Source organism: Nostoc sp. (assembly GCF_036919615.1).
Classification (GTDB): Bacteria; Cyanobacteriota; Cyanobacteriia; order Cyanobacteriales; family Nostocaceae; genus Nostoc.
This window is the reverse complement of sequence record NZ_JBALCN010000046.1, coordinates 42,069-62,227: the sequence shown is the minus strand read 5'-3', so window position 1 is coordinate 62,227 and position 20,159 is coordinate 42,069. Positions and strand designations below refer to the sequence as shown.

Sequence of the window (20,159 nt, the reverse complement as noted above, 5' to 3'; positions counted from 1 at the left end):
TTGACTAAGTTATTGCATCAAAATCTGACGGCTTAAAATACTCATGACTTCATCTGGATTACCTGTTGGTAGTAGCGCACTCCAATCGCCAACGCTGGCATAGCTGAGAACTTGCAACAAGTGAATTGTGCTGGTTACGGCTTTTGGTGAACCAATCAATAAATGTTTAATCGGTTCTCTCTTAGGCGATGGCTTTTTATCAAATTGATTCAGAGGGGGTGCGTTGTTGCCTTGGGTAGGTAAATACTGCTCTGGTTGTGATTTGGCGAACTTTTCTGATTGTGCCATGATTATACTTGACTCCGATTGTAGGGGTTAAATGAAAGGCGATCGCAGACTCTTGGGCGAGGGCGATCGCCTTTCTTATTTCAATATATAGTATAAAATTATACTTATCAATAGGTTTTTAAGTATTTTTACATAGAATAAGGCATAAGGAATTGGTGTAAATTTTTGTGCGATGTCTCTTGACTCGCCGAGGAAGCGTCTACGCTTTGTATTAGTTCAATAGGCGATCGCTTTCGTGTTTAATAAACAATACGCTTGGGTTGTAGCAAGATCTCCGTAGGGGTACGAAGTGAAACCCAACAAACCACGAAAAATGTTGGGTTTCGTTCCTCAACCCAACCTACCCAGGTTAAGGTTTTTGGCTTTAACCCAAGCGTATTGGTTTAATAAAAGCAAGTTTACTAAGTTCCTATATTAAATTCGGGCAGTCGTTGATTGAATTTGGGCAGTCGTTGATTGAATTCGGGCAGTCGTTGATTGAATTCGGGCAGTCGTTGATTGAATTCGGGCAGTCGTTGATTGAATTCGGGCAGTCGTTGATTGAATTTGGGCAGTCGTTTATTGAATTCGGGCAGTCGTTGATTGAATTTGGGCAGTCGTTTATTGAATTCGGATAGTCGTTAATTGAATTCGGGCAATTACCAAGAATTTACATAGATTTATTCAATATTTTTGTAATAAATACATCAATTTATACTGAATAATGCGGGTGTCAAGTGACCCTAATTCTGTCTATCCTAGTGCTGTACAGTTCAGGATAGAAGTCAGTTTTATCCTGGCGCATAATTAATAATAAAAAAGTGATTTATGTCACGTCCCAAACGCGGGTTTAAAGTACTTGATAAAGCACAGCGTCGGATTGCGGCTTTGAAATCGATCAGTGCCACCTTAGACTTAGGCAATGGGGTCACTATTGACTCCTTTGCAGCCGCCATCAAAACAACGCAAGACAAGTTAGAAGCATATAACTCAAGCCTCTCCACCGTGGATCTGACTCAGGGAACCTTAGAACTTGCCGAAAAGTCGCTGATGGAAATAACAGAACATATGTTACTCAGTGTAGCTGCAAAGTATGGCAAGAATAGTGATGAATACAAAATGGCAGGGGGCGTTCGTCGAAGCGAACGCAAACGTCCGGTGCATCAGCCTAAACAAGGGGCTGTTGCTTGATAAAGACGTTAACAATTCAACAGCCCTTCGGGCAAGACAGAGGGCAGTGTTTTGACTACTTCGACTACGCTCAGGGCAAGCCGCTCAACAACCGGGCAGAAGAGAAAAATTTTCTCTTCTGCCTTTTTGTAAATTTCTGGGCGATCGCATTACTACCACCCGCAAACGTGGATAACTCAGTTGCTAGGGGACAACCTTCTGCTTCCATTTCTAGTAACCACTATTGAGAACTCGTACATTCTCATGCCCAAAGACTTTCAACAACCAGAAAATCCAGGCTCCGGTTCCAGGATAACTGCCATAGGCAATCACTGTTGTGTCATTAGTGATGCCTGATATTTGTGGCATAGAAACGTGTTTAGAGCTTTGATGAGTATAGTACAGACAGCTTTTATACCAACAATAGAATCAGGACTAAAAGTGATTGAGAAGTGGTGAGGCAGAAAGCGATCGCCTAATTATCTCCTAAGTCAATACTGTTGCCAATTTACGAGGGTTCAACGCCTGTAAAAACGGGATGAATACGACCTAAAGCAGTAAGCTATACGAACGTGCCCAGCATTATGATCGGCGAAAAAGGAGCCGATTTAATTAAAGCCGCTGGTGGGGTTTCACAGCAAGCAGCTTCCTCTTTGGGAAACTAACAGGATTTAGCGTTGAACTGGATGCGATCGCTGCTATTCAAATTTTGCCAGTCTTGTTGCAAGGTATGAATTTATTGTCGTCGTACCTAACCAGACACGATCATTAGACGCCCTGACAGGGTTACTCAGCGGAACGTCACAAATTAATGCTGTTTTATCGCAGATGGCTGTCGAAAATTCTAGTTCTACTTCTTTGATCGCAGGCGTTGTTAACACTCAGAAACTAGGCTTACTCGGTCACTCGTTTGGTGGTGCAGTCGGACTATCTGCTATTGCTGATCGGTGTCTCCCTCGTTATTGTCAAAACTCCTTCACCCGACCTAAGGAACTATTAGCAGGAGCATTCTATGAAACAGGCTTGCAGGATCAGAACACTCTTAAGTACATCCCCATTAACAATTCTGGAATCGGGGTTGCCTTATTGCAAGGCGATCTTAAGGGCAGAGTGCTTCCTAACACACCTCTAACAACCTACGATCAAATCCAAACCCCACCTAAGGCTTTCATTAATATCTCAGGTACTAACCACTTTAGTATCACCAATATCAACAACGTACCTGGTGCAATACCCGATCCAGTTGCTCCAACACTGGATAAAGATGTGACAGTGGAGATGATCGCTTGTCTTAGAGGCTACCTAGAACATCGAAGCAAAACACCAATTGGTATCCAAGTCTTGTGGCGAGCTGGAGTATCGTCAGAGTCAGGTAGCTCTTTTGAAGAGGGTAAACAAGCTGATGGATCGTAATTTACCATGATGGATTTACCGTTTCTCAGTTATTAGTGCATCTTTATTTTATAAATGAATTTTGATAGCAATTTAAATGAGAGAATCAGGATCTATGCCAAGCGATCGTAAGTGTTCTCGTAATAGTTGGGTTTCTTGCTGTGCTTGTTGAGCTTTTTGTTCTGCTTGATGAGCTTTTTGTTCTGCTTGATGAGCTTTTTGTTCTGCCTGGTGAGCTTTTTGTTCCGCTTGTTGAGCTTTTTGTTCAGCAACTTTTTCCTTTTCTTCTGGTGTTAAAAACCGTTGTCCTTGCTGGTTATACCAATACATCCATTCCCGTGGTATGCCTAGATAAGTTCCTCGTTCGATGCCAATTCCTAAACCTATTTCTGGCAACCAAACTGGATTACCATCATATAATTCATAAACATTGTTAACTAATTTGTAAACTTCTAAACGTGGCTTGCGGCGACGAAATGGGTTGTAAACTACATAATACAAAATTCCCAATCTTGCATACTCTGCTTTTTTGGTCGAGTACTCACCACGGTATGTTTTAGATACTACCTCCAACACTAATAACGGTAATTTCTTCTCTTCCCAAAGCACATAACTGGGGCGGAGGTCTTGATCATAAAATCGCTCTACGCCCAAACTCAAAAACCCATCTGGGACTATTGCTGGTAAATCTGGGTCATAATAAATACCCATATCTACGCCAAAAAACCAATCCATGCGTTCTGCCCAAGCGATCGCCAGGAGCGCTTTGAGTAAACCGGGAATCAAATCTTGTAATTCATTATCCACAGGGGTATCATCCGAGTCTGGCAGTTCCTCAGATGAGGGCAAACAAGCTAATGGATCGTAATTTAGCATGATAGGTTTACCGTTTCTCAGTTATTAGTGCATCTTTATTTTATAAATGAATTTTGATACTAATTCCGCACACCCTATTTTATTTTCAAACATTGAGAGGCTCAGATCCCCGACTTCTTAAAGAAGTTGGGGAACTTTCGCTCATTGGGTATTAGTTTTCTACTTGTTTAAGTTTTTGAAAAATTTCATCAAGTGGTGATTCAGATTCATCAGGGCAAAATTCTAAAGCAAGTCTAACTTTTCCTTTTTTCCATCCTTGATTACTAAATTGCAAAACTTCACAATTTAAACCTTGGGTATACAAATTTACTTCATCTGTCTCTTCTGCTCCAATATATTCCTTAATTGCTGTAATTAAATCACGGACTTTAAAAGTTTTAGCAATATTCAACTTATTAAAAGTGTCTGGTTCTATAGACACAACTTCATCGTAATTCAGTCTGTCGAATCCATCTTCCATAAAAATCTCCTGTCACTAAATCTATACTTTCCACAGATTTAGCAGTTGATCCGAAATAAAATGATGATTTCGGTTGCGGCTGATGACCATTGTCTAATTTCAGTTACCAAGTTCCATTCCTTTTTTGGCCGCTCCACGTTATCTGGTTAGTTTTCTTGTGTCATTTTCACTTAGCCGGCCTGATTGTGGCGTTGCGAAATGATGGTATGAAAGAACTTCATGCAAAGACGCAAAGTGAATCAAGATATTTACGTATCTTCACATGAGATTAAAAATAAGAATTCATACTCAAATTAAGCAACGCCCTGATTATTTTTATAGGTGAGGGCGATTCACCAGATTAGATGAGGTCATTAAAAAAACCAACCGTAAGAATGCAAACCTTTACCTAAAAGATTCACACCTAGATAGCAAACCCAGACAACAACAAAGCCAGTGGCGGCTAAAATTGCGGGACGGCGTCCTTGCCAACTGCGAGTGATTCGGGCGTGGAGGTAGGCGGCAAACACTAACCAGGTGATTAATGCCCAAGTTTCTTTGGGGTCCCAACTCCAGTAGGAACCCCAAGCTTCGTTAGCCCAAACGCCACCGGCAATAATACCGATTGTCAGCAGGGGAAATCCTAGTCCGATGATGCGATAGCTGATGTTGTCGAGGGTTTCGGCAAGGCTAAGGCGCTGGGGTGAAAGGGGTTCGGCAGATGCTACAGTTTGAGGCTCAGAGGTAGTTACTAAATTCAAAACAGCGGTGTTAGCATTACCGTTGCCGTTGCCGTTGCTACTAGTTTCAAAACGAGCAAAGCCGTTATTTTCGGCAGAAGGGGCTGGTGGTTGAGAAATTAGTTCAGATGCCTTGTGTAAGCGGTAGCCGTTGCTACGATAGCCACCAGTACCTACAGAACTACCTTGTAGTTGGATGTTTTGACCGCGAGTGACCACTAAAAAAGCGATCGCTAATAATGCGCCCACCATCAAAGCAGAATAACTCAACATCATGACGCTGACATGCATCATTAACCAATTTGACTTCAAGGCAGGTACTAGGGGTTCTGACGTTTGCATCTGGGATGGTAATGTCATGGTAGCAAAAGCAGCGATCGCCATTGCCACAGGAGCTGTAACAACTCCTACTAAGCGGCTACGGCTACTACTTTCGGCAATTAGATGGACTGTGGTAATTCCCCAAGTCAAGAAAAACAGAGATTCATATAAATTACTTAAAGGAAAATAACCAGCTTCTATCCATCGTGCCCCTAGTAGAGTCGCCATGCACAAATTAGCGATCGCCATCCCAGCTGTCCCCAAAGCGGCTAGATAAGGCAGATTCGGAAAAGCCGCTCCTCCCCAATACACCAGCATTGTTAGGAATAATATGGCAAAGGAGGCATTGTCCAGCCAGTTTTGGAGTACAACCAAATTCATAAAGTGTTTTCTCCGTGGATGATTTAAAATATGGATTCGGACTGTTCTGATCCTATCTGGTTAGAGGGTCATGAAACAGGGGAAAGTTAACAGACGCGATTAATCGCGTCTGTTATGAATTAATTATTTTTAATACCATTTCATTTTAAGGTTACTACAGATGATATCGCTCTGAGGTAAAGACACACCAGACGCAAAGATTGATGTATAGCAAGATTTTTGAGAATTGGTACAACTCCTAACTCCTCTACAGAGGCGATTAATCGCGTCTCTACTCCTAACTCCTAACTTTTCCAATTGCTGTTATGGAGAAATTGTAGATGGTGTAGCAGAATTGCTCTTACTGCTTTCTGGACTAGGCAATGTAGTCATGTTGGTAACTTTTTTGAGTGCGATAAAAAAGTCGTAACGGTTACTGCGACTGTCGCTGACAGCAGATGTCATCCCAATTGAGCGCGTTGCATCTAGCAAAGTTTGTTGATTGGGAATTAGAGTTGGTAAAGGGAAATTTTTCACAGTTCGTTCCACATCCAGGAAAAATTGACCATTTGTTGGATTTGGTTCTGTAGGAACTGTTTGTTGGAAGGGAAGAGTGCTAGCTAGTGTGTTGTTAGGTTGGGGAAGAATTTTATCAGTGATCGGAGCGCCCACTACTAGAAAGGCGACATCTCCATCTAACCAGCCGTGGGTGGCAGTTAACGTACCATAAGGTGAAACCCAGTTAACAACGGGTTGACCGGCAACTTTCCCCGGTTGGACTTGGAACTGGTATTGATTTCTCATCACTTCATCGAGCTGTTTTATGGCTGCTTCAGCTGATTGGCGTAGGCTTTGCCCACCGTAGGCATCGCTTGCCTGTACCATGAACACTAAACCCGCACGAAAATCATCTGGTGAACCTTGTTTTGGAGTAGTCGGAATCACTGATAAGGAAAATTCGCCTTTCATCCAACTGAGCAAATCCTTATCTAAATCGAGATTGGTAAGAGATTTTATCCCACCTCTGATTTGTTCTGGTGCGATCGGTGAGAGGGGATTTCCTTGAGATGTTAAAACGTAATCTCCCCACAACCGCTGTAAGTTACCGCCAGATAGCATCATTAAGGTTTCCGCTGGGACACGGCTTTGCATTTTCCCAGCTTTGTTTTCTACCGCCAGCACACGTTGACTATTAGGGTTTAGCCAAGAAACGCCCTTGAAGCGAATTCCTTCTGGCTCTAAGGTCATTGTCCCCGCTAAACCTTGGTTATTTTGCAGTTGAGCCAAAACTTGAGCAGGTAAAGGACGGTTTGGAGAAGCTGCTGCTATTTTGGCTGCTGTTGGCACATTTACGTAAAACTGGGCAAAGGGTTGGTAATTGGCAATTTTCGGGAAATTCTCACCAAAGCCCCCTGTTGTCGCTAGGGATGTTTTATTTTTGTAGGCGTCAATCGCTCGTTCTGTGGCTTTGGGACTATCAGTTATGACTAAAAAACGCCCATCTAGTAATGCCGCTGAGAAGTTCTCCCCTGCTTGTCCCTGATTTTGTTTAATAGCAATTCCTTGATAAGTCCGGTCAATCCATTTGCCTTGTTTAAGGGTTTTGGGTTGTGCCAAAATACTTTTGGCGATTTCTGGGTTTTTCACTGGCAATACCATTACCATCGACTGCTGATCATTGGCAGCATCTTCATTAGTGGTAACTGGTTTGGGTGCAGGTTTACTAGCTGTGTCTGGGGCCAGAAATGCGATTGTGACGTTATCGCCTACCCAAGGAGCAACATCTTTCTGGAAGTCGTAACCATTATTAGTCAGAAAGCGATCGCGCAATTCTACTAAATTTTTGTCCAGTTCTGCTTGGGTTTCTTTTGTGCCAAACTGCCGCAATTTCTGCCACTGCTGGGGATCTGTTGTCAGAGAAACCGCAAACAGGGTATCACCAGGAATAATATTTGCACCTACTAGCTCGCTGGAAACTGTTTGTCTCTGGTTTAACAACCAGTATGCTATACTCCCTGCACCAATCAATAGCCCAGCAGCCGAGAGCGTCAGCACCAGAGACGGTTTCTTATTTTTCTTCATCGGAACAGACACAAGAGGCGGTGCCATTGAAACCTATACCTTATACTTGCAAACTCATGACTTGTTTGATTGGTTAAGTTAACCAAAAAGTTTCTTGTTATCTAGGGCAGTTAACTGCATAAATTTCTCCATCCTAGACATTGATCATATTTCCGTAATAAACCTTCCCGAGTCTTTCAAAAGCTGTGTTTTTGGCTCAGTTACCATTTTTAACACGCTTTGTTGAATTTCGTAGGACGTTTCCCTAAGATTAATGCCTCAGTCGGAAAGGTTATGCGAGTAAATCCGTTATTCCAAGCAATTTGAGAATATAACTAACTGGACAAAGCTGCAAGTCATGATTAGCTGACACTACTCTGGGTTGGCAAAGTTTCCGTTCCTTCCAGAGAAAGGAATATGAAGTATCTTTGGCTACAATTTTTAATAGGCGATCACATTTCTTGGATGGATAATGTGGTAAACAAAGCTATGCCCTGAAAGCTTATTGCCTACCTATACAACTGGTGCTAGATTTAGCCGGGGAATTGGGTGAAGTTCGTCCCATTGAATTGCAGGTTGTGGGGGCGCAACTGCAAACAGAGAACATTACAATTCTGGCAGAATATCGGCAACGCGGCACTAAGGACGAATTGGTTAAGCGTTATTTGGATGAAGTTGTTAATGATTGTGGTGAAGAAAATCACGAAAGTGAATGGTGTACTCAGCCGTGAGGAAATTTATAATCTTTAATTCTTCAATTCTTCAATCCAAAATCTAAAATCGTTCGACTGAGCGTACTCCTACGGAGAAGTAAGCTACGCGCAGCGTCTCTAAGAGTTGCCGTTCGCGTAGCGTTCTGCAGGAAAGTCCAAAATCTAAAATTGGCACGGTCAATTAGAGATTGTAAATCCATTTAAAAAAGGCTAGAAACTATATTTAAGCTGTCTCTAGCCTTAATTTACTTAATGGGCAGTACCAGACTCGAACTGATGACATCCTGCTTGTAAGGCAGGCGCTCTACCAACTGAGCTAACCGCCCTTTTGACTAATCCTTAACTAATATAGCAAAACATTTCGCGTGACGCTAGTTGTTTTGGGAAAATCTTTTTTTCTCTTATACTGACTCAGTATTCAGTTACTCAGCACTGGCTCAACGCCCCGCTATCGCTAACAGGATTTAGGATGCCCTCTGGTCGGACGCACGATCGCATTACAATGTATGCTCTGCCGTTGGTGGCAGGCGTTACTTTCTGGCAGACTCGCAGTAGCAATGCGACTTTGTTGGTTGCAGGCGGGTTTCTCTTTGGGGGGCTGATGTTTGGCCCGGATTTGGATATTTACTCTGTGCAATTTCAACGCTGGGGTTTCTTGCGCTGGATTTGGCTACCTTATCAAAAAAGTCTCCGTCATCGTTCTTTTTTATCCCACGGGCCGATTATTGGCACGATATTGCGGATACTTTATCTCGGCTGCTTACTCGCTATTTTGGCAATTTTCGTTTTGGCAATTGCCGAAAGGTTAGGGAATCTGAGTTTTACTTGGCAGGATTTGGGACAAATTGTAGGGCGATCGCTCGTACAATACGATACTGAATATATCTCCCTCTTTTTGGGGTTGGAACTCGGTGCAATGAGTCATTCTCTCAGTGATTGGGGCAGTTCGGCATACAAGCGGTTTTTAAAACAGGGGGTTCGGGGGTTGCTTCCTAGTGGCAAAATCAAGAGGCGGAAAGTGACGAGGAGTGGTAGTCGTCGGCCGAAGACTAAGAAATGATTTTTTAAACGCAAAGGGAAGCGCAGAGGTACGCAGAGCTATGGAAAATCAAAATGAGAGTTTGGCGGCGTTGCAGGAGTTAATTGAGGTGGTGGCGAAATTGCGCTCGCCTGATGGTGGTTGTCCTTGGGATTTGGCTCAAACTCCGGAAACGCTGATGCCTTATGTGATTGAAGAAGCTTATGAGGTAGTTGACGCGATTAAGAGTGGAGATCAGGGAGCGATCGCAGAAGAGTTAGGCGATTTATTATTACAAGTGGTACTGCAAGCCCAAATCGCTAGCGAATCTGGACAATTTTCCCTCAAAGAAATAACTCAGGGGATTTCCCAAAAGTTGATTCGCCGTCATCCCCATGTGTTTGGTGATGTGTCGGTTGCAAGTGTGGATGAGGTGCGGCAAAATTGGGAAAAAATCAAAGCTGCGGAAAAAGGCGAAGTATCTCCAGACGCCCAAAAACTTAGTGCTAAACTCGGTCGTTATGGGCGCACCCTTCCCCCCCTGACGGCGGCGATGAAGATTTCTCAAAAGGCTGCGGCGATCGGGTTTGAATGGGAAAATATTCAGGGCGTCTGGGATAAGTTTTATGAGGAGTTGGGGGAGTTCCAGCAGGCTTTAGCTGAGGAAACACCAGAACGACAACAAGCAGAATTAGGCGATTTACTATTTGCAGTTATCCAGCTAGCCCGTTGGCATAATCTTGATCCTAGTGCCGCTTTGCAGGGAACAAATCAGCGATTTGTCCAGCGTTTAGAAAAAATGGAGGCAGTTGTTGACCGTCCCCTTTCTGATTACAGTTTGGATGAGTTAGAAAACTTGTGGCAACAGGCAAAAGCCCAACTTGCCAAAGAAGCCTCATGAGTTAATTTACAATTTTCAATTATTCTCACTTTCCCTGTTTTATTCCCAAGAACAGTAATTTTTTGGCATTTAAGAATTTTTAGGATCGAACCACTTATCATATAGCGATTGATAAGTGCCATCTTCTTTGAGACTCAGCAGGGCCAGATTAATTGGTTTACGGTAGGGACTGTTGTTGGGCAGAATGATGCCGTAGCTTTCTTCACGCAAGATACTGCCAACAACCTGTACCTTCCCTTTGCCTTCATGGGCAGCATAGAAGAGGAGTACAGGTGCATCAAACACCACGGCATCAGCTTTTTTTGCTTGCAAAGCATCGTAAGCTTCCTCAATCTTGGTAACTTCTAGAACTGAAAGATTATTTTCTCGCAGGTATGTGGCTGCTGTGCTACCCGCAGTCGTGACCACTACCCTGCCGGGTAAATCGTCTATACTCCTGATATCGCCCTGAAGCTGTTGTACTGTCAATGAGGTAGTAGCGCTGGCTGTAAAGTAGGCAACAAAGAGAACTCCGATGAACATCCAGACAATACCTACTAGGCGTCCCAGCACTCCCTTAGGCATTTCATCAGCTTGGGTGGCTAATGTGGCAGCTGCCCACCAACAGGCTTTGAAAATGCCAGGATAGTATGATTTGGAAATCAGCCCATCTTTGTGATTGCGCTCAGATAACCAAATAATGTGGGCTGCTACGACAATTAACACTAGGGCAATGCCTATTACCTTCAAAAGGGTAGCAGAGAAAAACAATTGCAAAATATTTGGGAAGGCACTGTCGTTCTTCTCTGGGTTTCGTACCATAATTTGCAGCCCACCAGCAAAAACGGGTAATGAAAAATCAAAATTTTGCTCGCGTTCGGCTGTAATTGAGATCGCTGAAATCCCTAAGTTGGCTTTGCCTTCTTTAATAGCAGAAAGCAGTTCCGACACACCAGAATATTCAATAAATTTAGACTCTACACCTATTTTGTTAGCGATACTGCGCCAGAGGTCGATACTGAATCCCGATAGCTCACCTTTGTCTGGTAGCACAAAGGGCAGTATAACTCGTGTAGCTACTAATAACGGTTGTTGGAGTTGTGGGGATTGTTGGGGTTCTGGTTTTTGCGCCAGTCCTGGAGATACCATTAACAACAATGCCAGAATTCCACCCACTAATCCTATACAGGTATACAGTGCTAAGGAACGCCTGATTTGGTTTTTACGGTTATATCTGTCAAAATAGCCAATCGGGCTGATTCTGGCAGCCATAAGTAGGCGAAATCTAGTAGCGATCGCATTTATCATTAGAATTATTCTTGGGGTTGTATGCAACGTTTGTTTATCATGCCCACCCCATATCAAATATCACGTTTATCCCCCTAAAACCGATTTTTTTTAGATTTAGGGGGATGAACATGGCTAAAGCTAGACTCAAGCCGAACTACAATTTGATGGTAACGGTCTTAACTTCGGTATATTGTTGCAAGCCATATTCGCCGAGTTCTCGACCAATACCAGATTGCTTAAATCCACCGAAGGGTGCAGCAGCATCGAATACGTCGTAGCAATTTACCCACACTGTACCAGCCCGGAGATTATTCGCAATTGTGTGTGCTTTGGTGATATCCTGAGTCCACACAGCGGCGGCGAGTCCGTACATTGTCGCATTAGCTCGTTGAATAACTTCGTCGATATCTTTGAATTTGATAATGCTCATCACTGGGCCAAAGATTTCTTCTTGGGCAATCTTCATGTCATCGCGGACATCGGCAAAGACTGTGGGTGCAATAAAATAACCCTTATCGCCGACTTGATTACCACCACATAGCATCTGGGCACCTTCGCGCATTCCAGATTCGATATAGCTCATCACCCGATCGAATTGGTCTTTGTCTACTTGCGGCCCTTGTTGTGTGTTGGCATCGAAAGGATTACCGACAACCCGCGCTCTAGCTCTTTCTACAGTCCTGGCGACGAACTCGTCATAGCATTTTTCTTCGACAAACAACCGCGAACCAGCACAGCAGCACTGCCCTTGGTTAAAGAATAAGGCATTGTGGGAACCTGCGATCGCCCCGTCCATGTCAGCATCGGCAAAGACGATGTTAGGACTCTTACCACCCAATTCCAAAGTGAGGCGCTTCAGGTTACTTTTGGCAGCTGCTTCCATAATTAGATGACCAACTTCAGTCGAACCAGTAAATGCCACTTTGTCAATATCCATGTGACGAGCGATCGCCGCTCCAGCGGTTGGGCCGTATCCTGATAAAATGTTCACCACACCAGGGGGAAAACCAGCCTCAATAATCAATTCACCTACTCGCAGCGCTGATAATGGTGTTTGTTCCGCTGTTTTCAGAACTACAGTATTACCAGTTGCCAAAGCCGGTGCTAGCTTCCACGCCTGCATCATTAGTGGAAAATTCCACGGGATAATTTGACCAACCACACCTACAGGCTCATGGCGAGTGTAGCAGAAGTATGGTCCGTTAATTGGGATGGTTTTACCTTGAACTTTGTCAGCCCAGCCTGCATAGTAACGATAGCAAGCGATGACGAACCACAAGTCACCTAATGAATCTTGTAATGGCTTACCGTTATCGAGAGTTTCTAGCCGCGCCAACTCATCGATATTCTGCTCAATTAAGTCAGCTAACTTGTAAAGCAACTTGCCGCGACGGGTGGCAGATATTTTTCTCCATTCCCCACTAGTAAAGGCAGCACGGGCTGCTTGTACTGCTTTATCTACATCCAGGGCGTTTGCTTCTGAGACTTCGCAGATTACCTCGCCTGTAGTCGGGTTAATTGTTTCAAATCGGCGATCGCTGACACTTTCTACCCACTCATTATTAATCAGTAACTTAGTTGGACCAATTTTGACCTGTTGTCCTGGTACTGTTGCTGTAACCATCATACCCTCCTTAAGTTATAAAAAAATTTGCTTACAATCTACTTATTATGTTTGTTGCTGTATAGCACTGTCAGTGGATTTCTTTATGAATTCTTTATTTTACAATAGTAGTTAGAGCTTGAAACAACTATAGTATGTCTAATTCACTTTGTATAACTCACGTTGGAAAGACAAATCTATCTTCTGAGCAATTGTTCAGAGATCAGGCTTTAGCGTACATTTGGACTTATACTTGCTTAATGTTTCCTCTAACATGCGCTTCTTAGTCTTAGTACAGTTTTATGTAAAAGCGTAGGCTTTTAATGCAGAGGAACGTATTAACAATGCGGCCAACACATTAACAATGTAAGCCAACGCATTAACAATGTAAGCCAACGCATTAACAATGTAAGCCAACGCATTAACAATGTAAGCTGACGCATTAACAATGTAAGCCAACGCACTAACAATGTAAGCCAACGCATTGGTATTGCAGGGTATTGCCAAATTTAATTCGCTACAAATTAATGAAATACTGTACTTAGCAAAGTGAGCAACATGGATGTAGACGATTTTAGTCAACAAATAGAGACATTGCGCTCACGAATGACGGGATTATTGCAAAGTACTGCAAGTGAGCCGTACTCACAACAGGAGCTAACAGTAGAAACTTTTGAAGAACTTCAAATCGCTTTAGAAGAACTGAAAATCGCCTCTGAGGAACTACAAGCAACACGAATAGTAGTAGAGAAGGAGCGTCAGCGCTACCAAGAATTATTTGATTTTGCGCCTGATGGTTATTTGGTAACTGATACCTATGGCACTATCCTTGAAGCTAACCGTGCTGCTACCATATACCTGAATGTTTTACAGCGATTTTTGATTGGCAAACCGCTGCTTACTTTCATTGCCAAGTCAGATCATCAAGCTTTTTTTAATTATCTAACTCAGTTACAGCAGATCGACCGGGGTGAGGAATGGGAAGTGCGTTTACAACCACGGGAAAAAGTCTCTTTTGATGTTGCTTTGACAGTAGTTACCGTCCGTAACGAGGAAGGTAACCCAGTTGCTTTGCGCTGGCTAATGCGCGACATTACCAAGCGCAAGCATTTAGAGTTAGAGCGCGAGCAGTTATTCGCCAATGAGCAAGCCGCCAGGATTGCAGCCCAAGCGGCACAAAATCGCTCTAATTTCCTAGCTGAAGCAAGTAGTGTACTGGCATCTTCCTTAGACTATCGCACCACCCTAACTAGCGTCGCGCAATTGGCAGTGCCTACCCTGGCCGATTGGTGTATTGTAGATGTTGTTGAAAGTAATTCGTTAGTCTTCAGTAACCCAGTAGTAGCTGCATCCCAACCGCAGAAGGAAGCACTAGTACGAAAACTCCGACAACTCTATCCAATTTCTATCGATGCTGATTATGGACTACCAAAGGTTTTACGGACTGGTGAGCCGGAACTAGTTACAAACATTCTTGAGTTCTCATTACAGAGAAACGTATGGAACGAGGAACAGCTGAATTTGCTGCAAGTTAAGTCTTATATGGTTGTACCACTGCTGGTGCGTAAACGCAAGCTGGGGACAATTGTATTTGCGTCTGCACAACCAGGACGCCATTACACGATTGTAGATCTAGCAATGGCTGAAGAACTTGCCCAACGGGCAGCGTTCGCCATTGAAAATGCCCAGCTTTATCGGGAAGCCCAAGAAGCTAACCGATTTAAGGACGAATTTTTAGCGATCGTCTCCCACGAACTTCGTACACCTCTCAACTCTATGCTGGGTTGGGTTCAAATAATCCGTAATCGAAAATTGGATGAGGCAATTACTTTTAAGGCACTGGCAACAATCGAGCGGAATGCACAACTTCAGAGGAAACTGATTGAAGATATCCTGGATATTTCACGTATTGTCCAAGGTAAAATCCGCCTAAATATCCGTAAAGTTGACCTTGTACTTGTAATTAACGCAGCGATTGAAGCTGTACATCCCACATCTGAGATTAAGGTTATGCAAGTTGAGTTTAACCTTGATCCCTCAGTAGGTAAGGTTATGGGCGATGCAGATCGCCTCCAACAAGTCGTCTGGAATTTGCTAACTAACGCTGTCAAGTTTACACCCAGCGGGGGGCGAGTTGAAGTGGATCTAAAGCAGGTAAACTCAAACGCCCAGATAACTGTCTCTGACACAGGTAAGGGAATTAGTGCTGACTTTCTCCCTTATATGTTTGAGCGCTTCCGTCAAGCTGATAGCACAACTACTAGAGTAGATAGTGGTTTGGGGCTGGGACTGGTAATTGTGCGCCACTTAGTAGAAATGCACTCAGGCACAGTCTACGCAGTTAGTGAAGGGGAAGGACGCGGAGCAACATTTACAGTGCTGTTGCCTCTAGTGAAATCGCAACAAGAGCAGTTAATTGAAGAGAGTGAAGTAAAAGTCGATGACTTCTCAAGGGTCGACGGCTTGCAAGTACTCGTTGTAGATGACAATGCCGATACGCGTGAATTAATTGCCTTTATTCTTGAACAGTCTGGAGCGCAGGTGACGGCAGTTAGCTCAGTAAGTGAAGCCTTGAAAGCCCTGGCAAGATTAAGTCCAGATGTTTTAGTCAGTGATATCGGAATGCCAGATGAGGATGGTTATTCGCTGATTCGTAAATTGCGGGCGCAGGAAGCTCTTGGTGGGGAAAAGATTCCAGCTGTAGCACTAACGGCATTTGCTAGAGATGAAGAACGCAGGCTTGCTCTGCAAGCTGGATTCCAAGTTCATGTATCCAAGCCAATCGAGCCAGAAGAGTTGGTGACAGTGGTAGCGAACCTTGCCAAAGGCAGTAAAAAAGTTTAACGCACAAGTAAAACTAGGGAGTTTCGCATTGCAGTAGCCGAGATAGTAAATGCGTAGGCGTAGCCAGCCGTAGGCATCGCCGAAATTGCAAATGTGTAAGGCGTAGCCAGCTGTAAGCATCCTTAAAATAACGTGAATTCGACAGTTCATAAAATTAGGACATTTAAGTTAGACAGGACTTACGCACGGATCATGGAAGAATGAACCACAGAGATACAGAGTACACGGAGGAATAAGAGTTTGAGAGGTTTTTTGCGTAAGTCCTATTAGAGAAATAAAGATTTTTGTCAATGATATAAGCTGCATAAAAAAAGGAGGCAGTTACTACCGCCTCCTGACAAATTAAAGCTTGGATGGACTGAGAAATGCTTTGACAGCAGGCTAGAAACTCAGCTATCTGCTCAAAAACATAGTCAAGACCACTCCCAGGATAATCGATCCACTGCCAAGAATAAATGACCAGAAGCGATGGTAACTGTTGACAATGGTGCCATTTTCACTTTGAAGTTGAATCAGATCCATCCAAGGTGCAACACCGCGACGGAACCAACCCACAGCCCCCACTTGTTCACCAATCAAGCTTTTCACTCGTTTCATCCCAAACAAAAAATTGCCGATGGGGCCAAAACGTGAGGCGTAATGCAGATAAAGCATCCCGCTACGATCCTGAATTTTTAAATCGGAACCAAACTTATAACCAGCGTCGCCACGACCAATTAGTTGCCCTTCAAGTTTTGCAGGTTGTCCGCGCAACGGACTGGCATAGGGGTCTGACATCAGGGTGAGAATATCAGTTTCTGCTGCTTGCTTGTAGTCGGGGAACATCACCAAGGCTTTAACCAGAATTCCTATCCCTAAGCCAATAAGTGGCGCACCGATTACTAAACCTGTGTTTGGGGAACTTGACCAGAGAATCACACTCATTACCAAGCCAACCAAAAAACCAATTGTTTCAGCGCCGTACAGTACAACATCTAAAAAGAAGTTGCCGTAAAGCCTACTTTTACTCAAACTTTTGCCTTCTCCAATAACTCGCCCCATATCAAACTCAGTCGGTAAACCCAATTGTTCGGCATAGGTGCTTAATGCACGAACTCGTTTACCTGTCAAGGGATGAGTTGAATTTAACTCCATCCACCAGCCCCAAGGGTTAAACATATCCCACAGAAAGACGCGACCAATTTTTTGCGGATCGGATGCAATGCGGTAGGCGGTTCCTGTGGAAGCGGCGGCTTTATGGTCATAGATACCCAAAGCGCGAGTCCCTTCAATTAAACGACTGGGTTCTTGTGTCCGTGAACCTTCTTCTAATATCCCATAGGCAATCTTCACCAAAGCGCGGGATAATCCATTGGGATTACCTGTACTTTCGGCTGCAAAGTGGTCAGCAAAGTATTCCCGTGTACGGGAGAGGTACAACAGTAGATAAGTACCGATGACATAAAACACGTAAGCAACTAAGGCAGCAGTTTGCATCGCATCTTTGATTTTGCTATCGCCGCCACGCCCAAATCTTCTGGCTGTGCTGTAAATCAGGTAACAAATTTGTACTAAGGTAGAAGCTACAGTCATCACTGCGAAGTCCCAGTGGACGATGTGTCCTAATTCGTGGGCGTAGACAGTAGCAATTTCATCGTCATCTAGGTATGTGAAAAGTCCCTGACTGACGACTAAACGGGCGCTGTTCGGCAATGAGCCATAAGTAAAAGCCGTGGGGTTTTGGTCGTTAATGATTCCCAGTCGTGGCGTTTTCAGCTTTTTTTGCTCACAGATTTGGCGAATAACTTTAGCTGTCTCTGGACTGAGGGTTTCAACTTCTGTCAACTCTATCCAGCGAGTTTGGTAAAGCCAGCCTTGAGTTAAGTCCATAAGAAATGGAGACAGGAAAAAGGCGGCGAGATTAAAAACTAGGGTAATACCAATAGCGATCGCTAGCCCTTGGAGTGGATTGTCGCTACCCAAAATAAATACTAAGCTCAAACCTAAAGCCAACACCATGCCAAACAGCAAGGTGATGGTGACACCAGAAGCTAACGCCAAACTACCACCCACACCCCCCATCGTTAATTTCATCCCATTGGTAGCAGCACGACCAGCTTTTTGGATATTATTAGCCTGGTTTGCTGGCGTTTGGCGGAAAGATTGACTAGCTTGTTCTGCCCAACTGCGAGCCTGTGGATTTTCACTGATGATTAACTTTTGACATAGGATCTTGGCTTTTTCGATTTCGCCTGTAGCTTGATAGGCTTTCATCAACCACATCTGTGCTGAAAGATAATCAGAGGAATCGTGTTCAACACAATTGCGGCAGAATTGTTCGAGTAATTCAACCGCTTCTTGATAACGTTTTTGTTTTAGGGCATCTAATCCAGATTGCAATGACATAGGATCTCCTTAGCATAGGAGTGGTATTTGATCCATCAATACTCAATAGATCCAGCGATCGTCACTGCAATTTCGTAAAAATTTAAATAACAGCAGTATAAATTATTTACTAAAATTATTTACTTAAGTAAAAGACTAGAGAAACATAAATTAGAATGTCTCTCTAGCCTGGGTAACGCATAAATCATATTTAGATTTTCAAATAAAACCTGTAATAATACTTACAATATTTTTAATATTGTGAATTTACTACCTCATAATTTGTCTGTGTTCGATAATCACAGAATAAATCTTTTGAACCAAGTCTTGCTTCACCCAATCAGAGTAATTATTGATTACCCAGATGGTTCACCCGATTGGAGGAAGACGATAAGCAATGATCAACTTCAGATTGATAAGATGAAGAAAAAGTAAAGATTTATGCTATGACTATTATTGACATCGCTTCTCCCCTAATTACGATCGCAAGGCAAACCCGGAAAGCTGCAAGTAAGCTAGCGATTCTCTCCACTGAGGCAAAAAATCAAGCAATTGTTGTGATCGCTCAAGCTTTAGAATCAGCTAAAGATGAAATTTTACAAGCAAATGTTGCTGATTGTGAAGCTGCTACTGCCGAAGGAATTCCCCAACCGCTTTATAAACGTTTGCAGTTGGATGAACATAAGTTAAGAGATGCGATCGCTGGGGTACGAGATGTTGGTAAGCTAGCTGATCCAATTGGGAAAGTACAGATTCACCGCGAACTTGATACTGGCTTAATTCTCAAGCGGATCACTTGTCCTTTAGGGGTTTTGGGGATTATTTTTGAAGCCCGTCCAGAGGCGGCGATTCAAATTATTTCTTTGGCGATCAAATCTGGAAACGGTGTAATTCTCAAATGTGGAAAGGAAGCAGTGCGTTCTTGTGAGGCAATCGTTAAGGCAATTAAACAAGGATTATCTCATACTGCTGTTAACCCTGATGCGGTACAGTTGCTGACAACTAGAGAGGAAACTCTAGAACTTTTGAAGTTAGATAAATATGTTGATTTAATTATTCCTAGAGGTTCTAATTCTTTTGTCAGATTTGTGCAGGAAAATACTCGTATTCCAGTACTAGGTCACGCCGATGGGATTTGTCATCTTTATATAGATAAAGCCGCTGATATTTCTAAAGCAGTTCCGATTACCGTCGATGCCAAAGCGCAATATCCGGCTGTTTGTAATGCAATTGAAACTTTGCTAGTTCACTCCTCTATTGCTACAGAATTTTTACCAAAAGTTGCTGAGGCTTTGCAAGAACGCCATGTGGAATTAAGAGGTGATAAAAGTACCTTAAGGATTTTACCTAATATTGCAACTGCAACAGAAATAGACTGGGAAACAGAATACAGCGATTTCATTTTGTCGATTAAGATTGTAGACTCTATAGAAGATGCGATCGCCCATATTAATGAATATGGTTCTCGTCATACTGACGCGATTATTACTGAAGATTCAACATCTGTTGAAACTTTCTTTGGACTGGTCAATTCAGCCAATATATTCCATAATTGTTCCACCCGCTTTGCTGATGGCTTCCGCTATGGTTTTGGTGCAGAAGTCGGGATTAGTACGCAACAAATGCCTCCTCGCGGCCCCGTTGGTTTAGAAGGATTAGTCACATACAAATATCAAATGACTGGCGATGGTCATATCGTTGCTACTTACACCGGAGCGAATGCTAAGGCTTTTACTCATCAGGATTTGGTGTAAAGTATTCTCACATATAGGACTCATGTCTGATTTCTGAAGAAGATTTCAAATGAAACCCCAATCAAAT

At 43.2% G+C, this 20,159-nt stretch carries 16 protein-coding genes, 1 tRNA gene and 2 pseudogenes; 8 read left to right on the top strand and 11 right to left on the bottom strand.

Features of this window, described 5'->3' with window-relative positions; genetic code table 11:
* Positions 1–9: 9 nt before the first annotated feature.
* Entirely contained in the window at positions 10–288 is a 279-nt protein-coding gene (locus tag V7K48_RS14880; RefSeq protein ID WP_335073644.1) for a hypothetical protein, read from the bottom strand.
* Positions 289–719: 431 nt separating this feature from the next.
* On the opposite strand from V7K48_RS14880, the gene V7K48_RS14875 reads away from it, so the two are divergent.
* Positions 720–905, top strand: coding sequence for a hypothetical protein (locus tag V7K48_RS14875; protein WP_335073642.1), 186 nt, complete (start codon positions 720–722; stop codon positions 903–905).
* A gap of 190 nt (positions 906–1,095) precedes the next feature.
* Positions 1,096–1,458: a hypothetical protein gene (locus tag V7K48_RS14870; protein WP_335073640.1), complete on the top strand. Its 363-nt coding sequence runs from the start codon at positions 1,096–1,098 to the stop codon at positions 1,456–1,458.
* A 163-nt stretch (positions 1,459–1,621) separates the two neighbouring features.
* On the opposite strand, the pseudogene V7K48_RS14860 reads toward V7K48_RS14870, so the two are convergent.
* Positions 1,622–1,794, bottom strand: a pseudogene (locus tag V7K48_RS14860) (sulfurtransferase); the annotation flags it as partial.
* A 471-nt stretch (positions 1,795–2,265) separates the two neighbouring features.
* Here V7K48_RS14860 and V7K48_RS14855 point away from each other — a divergent pair.
* On the top strand, positions 2,266–2,850 hold the full coding sequence (locus tag V7K48_RS14855; RefSeq protein WP_335073636.1) for a hypothetical protein: 585 nt from the start codon (positions 2,266–2,268) through the stop codon (positions 2,848–2,850).
* Between the two features lie 72 nt (positions 2,851–2,922).
* Here the strand turns inward: V7K48_RS14855 and V7K48_RS14850 are convergent, their stop codons facing one another.
* From V7K48_RS14850 to V7K48_RS14835, 4 genes are all read right to left on the bottom strand, one after another.
* Complete coding sequence (locus V7K48_RS14850; protein ID WP_335073634.1) at positions 2,923–3,705, bottom strand: Uma2 family endonuclease; 783 nt, start codon at positions 3,703–3,705, stop codon at positions 2,923–2,925.
* A 151-nt stretch (positions 3,706–3,856) separates the two neighbouring features.
* Complete coding sequence (locus tag V7K48_RS14845) at positions 3,857–4,165, bottom strand: KGK domain-containing protein (protein ID WP_334977830.1); 309 nt, start codon at positions 4,163–4,165, stop codon at positions 3,857–3,859.
* A gap of 353 nt (positions 4,166–4,518) precedes the next feature.
* Complete coding sequence (gene ccsB, locus V7K48_RS14840) at positions 4,519–5,586, bottom strand: c-type cytochrome biogenesis protein CcsB (RefSeq protein ID WP_335073632.1); 1,068 nt, start codon at positions 5,584–5,586, stop codon at positions 4,519–4,521.
* A 303-nt stretch (positions 5,587–5,889) separates the two neighbouring features.
* Positions 5,890–7,674, bottom strand: coding sequence for a DUF3352 domain-containing protein (locus V7K48_RS14835; protein ID WP_335073630.1), 1,785 nt, complete (start codon positions 7,672–7,674; stop codon positions 5,890–5,892).
* A 470-nt stretch (positions 7,675–8,144) separates the two neighbouring features.
* Here V7K48_RS14835 and V7K48_RS14830 point away from each other — a divergent pair.
* Positions 8,145–8,333: pseudogene (locus V7K48_RS14830) on the top strand (hypothetical protein); the annotation flags it as partial.
* Between the two features lie 259 nt (positions 8,334–8,592).
* Here the strand turns inward: V7K48_RS14830 and V7K48_RS14825 are convergent.
* Positions 8,593–8,665: transfer RNA gene (locus tag V7K48_RS14825), tRNA-Val, on the bottom strand.
* A gap of 143 nt (positions 8,666–8,808) precedes the next feature.
* Here V7K48_RS14825 and V7K48_RS14820 point away from each other — a divergent pair.
* Together V7K48_RS14820 and mazG are read left to right on the top strand one after the other, a co-directional pair.
* Entirely contained in the window at positions 8,809–9,399 is a 591-nt protein-coding gene (locus V7K48_RS14820; RefSeq protein WP_335073625.1) for a metal-binding protein, read from the top strand.
* A gap of 40 nt (positions 9,400–9,439) precedes the next feature.
* Positions 9,440–10,258 carry a nucleoside triphosphate pyrophosphohydrolase gene (gene mazG, locus V7K48_RS14815; RefSeq protein ID WP_335073623.1) on the top strand — a complete coding sequence of 273 codons (819 nt, stop codon included), beginning with the start codon at positions 9,440–9,442 and terminating at the stop codon, positions 10,256–10,258.
* A gap of 69 nt (positions 10,259–10,327) precedes the next feature.
* On the opposite strand, the gene V7K48_RS14810 is transcribed toward mazG, so the two are convergent.
* The 3 genes from V7K48_RS14810 to V7K48_RS14800 form a co-directional block, all read right to left on the bottom strand.
* On the bottom strand, positions 10,328–11,545 hold the full coding sequence (locus V7K48_RS14810) for a transporter substrate-binding domain-containing protein (protein WP_335073621.1): 1,218 nt from the start codon (positions 11,543–11,545) through the stop codon (positions 10,328–10,330).
* Positions 11,546–11,681: 136 nt separating this feature from the next.
* Positions 11,682–13,154 (bottom strand): aldehyde dehydrogenase family protein, encoded by a 1,473-nt coding sequence (locus V7K48_RS14805; protein ID WP_335073619.1) that lies wholly within the window; start codon positions 13,152–13,154, stop codon positions 11,682–11,684.
* Between the two features lie 276 nt (positions 13,155–13,430).
* Positions 13,431–13,637 (bottom strand): hypothetical protein, encoded by a 207-nt coding sequence (locus V7K48_RS14800; RefSeq protein ID WP_335073617.1) that lies wholly within the window; start codon positions 13,635–13,637, stop codon positions 13,431–13,433.
* A gap of 51 nt (positions 13,638–13,688) precedes the next feature.
* Here V7K48_RS14800 and V7K48_RS14795 point away from each other — a divergent pair, with 51 nt between their 5' ends.
* Positions 13,689–15,974: a hybrid sensor histidine kinase/response regulator gene (locus tag V7K48_RS14795; RefSeq protein WP_335073923.1), complete on the top strand. Its 2,286-nt coding sequence runs from the start codon at positions 13,689–13,691 to the stop codon at positions 15,972–15,974.
* A gap of 393 nt (positions 15,975–16,367) precedes the next feature.
* On the opposite strand, the gene V7K48_RS14790 is transcribed toward V7K48_RS14795, so the two are convergent.
* Entirely contained in the window at positions 16,368–18,359 is a 1,992-nt protein-coding gene (locus tag V7K48_RS14790) for a zinc metalloprotease HtpX (protein ID WP_335073615.1), read from the bottom strand.
* A gap of 425 nt (positions 18,360–18,784) precedes the next feature.
* Here V7K48_RS14790 and V7K48_RS14785 point away from each other — a divergent pair, with 425 nt between their 5' ends.
* A complete protein-coding gene (locus tag V7K48_RS14785; protein WP_335073613.1) occupies positions 18,785–20,092 on the top strand; it encodes a glutamate-5-semialdehyde dehydrogenase in 1,308 nt (435 codons plus the stop codon).
* Positions 20,093–20,159: the final 67 nt, after the last annotated feature.

Bases quoted from the DNA above. Each gene is read 5' to 3' on its own strand.
- V7K48_RS14835 (WP_335073630.1), bottom strand. From the start codon at position 7,674: ATGGCACCGCCTCTTGTGTCTGTTCCGATGAAGAAAAATAAGAAACCG.
- V7K48_RS14880 (WP_335073644.1), bottom strand. From the start codon at position 288: ATGGCACAATCAGAAAAGTTCGCCAAATCACAACCAGAGCAGTATTTA.
- V7K48_RS14845 (WP_334977830.1), bottom strand. From the start codon at position 4,165: ATGGAAGATGGATTCGACAGACTGAATTACGATGAAGTTGTGTCTATA.
- mazG (WP_335073623.1), top strand. From the start codon at position 9,440: ATGGAAAATCAAAATGAGAGTTTGGCGGCGTTGCAGGAGTTAATTGAG.
- V7K48_RS14820 (WP_335073625.1), top strand. From the start codon at position 8,809: ATGCCCTCTGGTCGGACGCACGATCGCATTACAATGTATGCTCTGCCG.
- V7K48_RS14785 (WP_335073613.1), top strand. From the start codon at position 18,785: ATGACTATTATTGACATCGCTTCTCCCCTAATTACGATCGCAAGGCAA.
- ccsB (WP_335073632.1), bottom strand. From the start codon at position 5,586: ATGAATTTGGTTGTACTCCAAAACTGGCTGGACAATGCCTCCTTTGCC.
- V7K48_RS14850 (WP_335073634.1), bottom strand. From the start codon at position 3,705: ATGCTAAATTACGATCCATTAGCTTGTTTGCCCTCATCTGAGGAACTG.
- V7K48_RS14855 (WP_335073636.1), top strand. From the start codon at position 2,266: ATGGCTGTCGAAAATTCTAGTTCTACTTCTTTGATCGCAGGCGTTGTT.
- V7K48_RS14790 (WP_335073615.1), bottom strand. From the start codon at position 18,359: ATGTCATTGCAATCTGGATTAGATGCCCTAAAACAAAAACGTTATCAA.
- V7K48_RS14810 (WP_335073621.1), bottom strand. From the start codon at position 11,545: ATGATAAATGCGATCGCTACTAGATTTCGCCTACTTATGGCTGCCAGA.
- V7K48_RS14795 (WP_335073923.1), top strand. From the start codon at position 13,689: ATGGATGTAGACGATTTTAGTCAACAAATAGAGACATTGCGCTCACGA.
- V7K48_RS14870 (WP_335073640.1), top strand. From the start codon at position 1,096: ATGTCACGTCCCAAACGCGGGTTTAAAGTACTTGATAAAGCACAGCGT.
- V7K48_RS14805 (WP_335073619.1), bottom strand. From the start codon at position 13,154: ATGATGGTTACAGCAACAGTACCAGGACAACAGGTCAAAATTGGTCCA.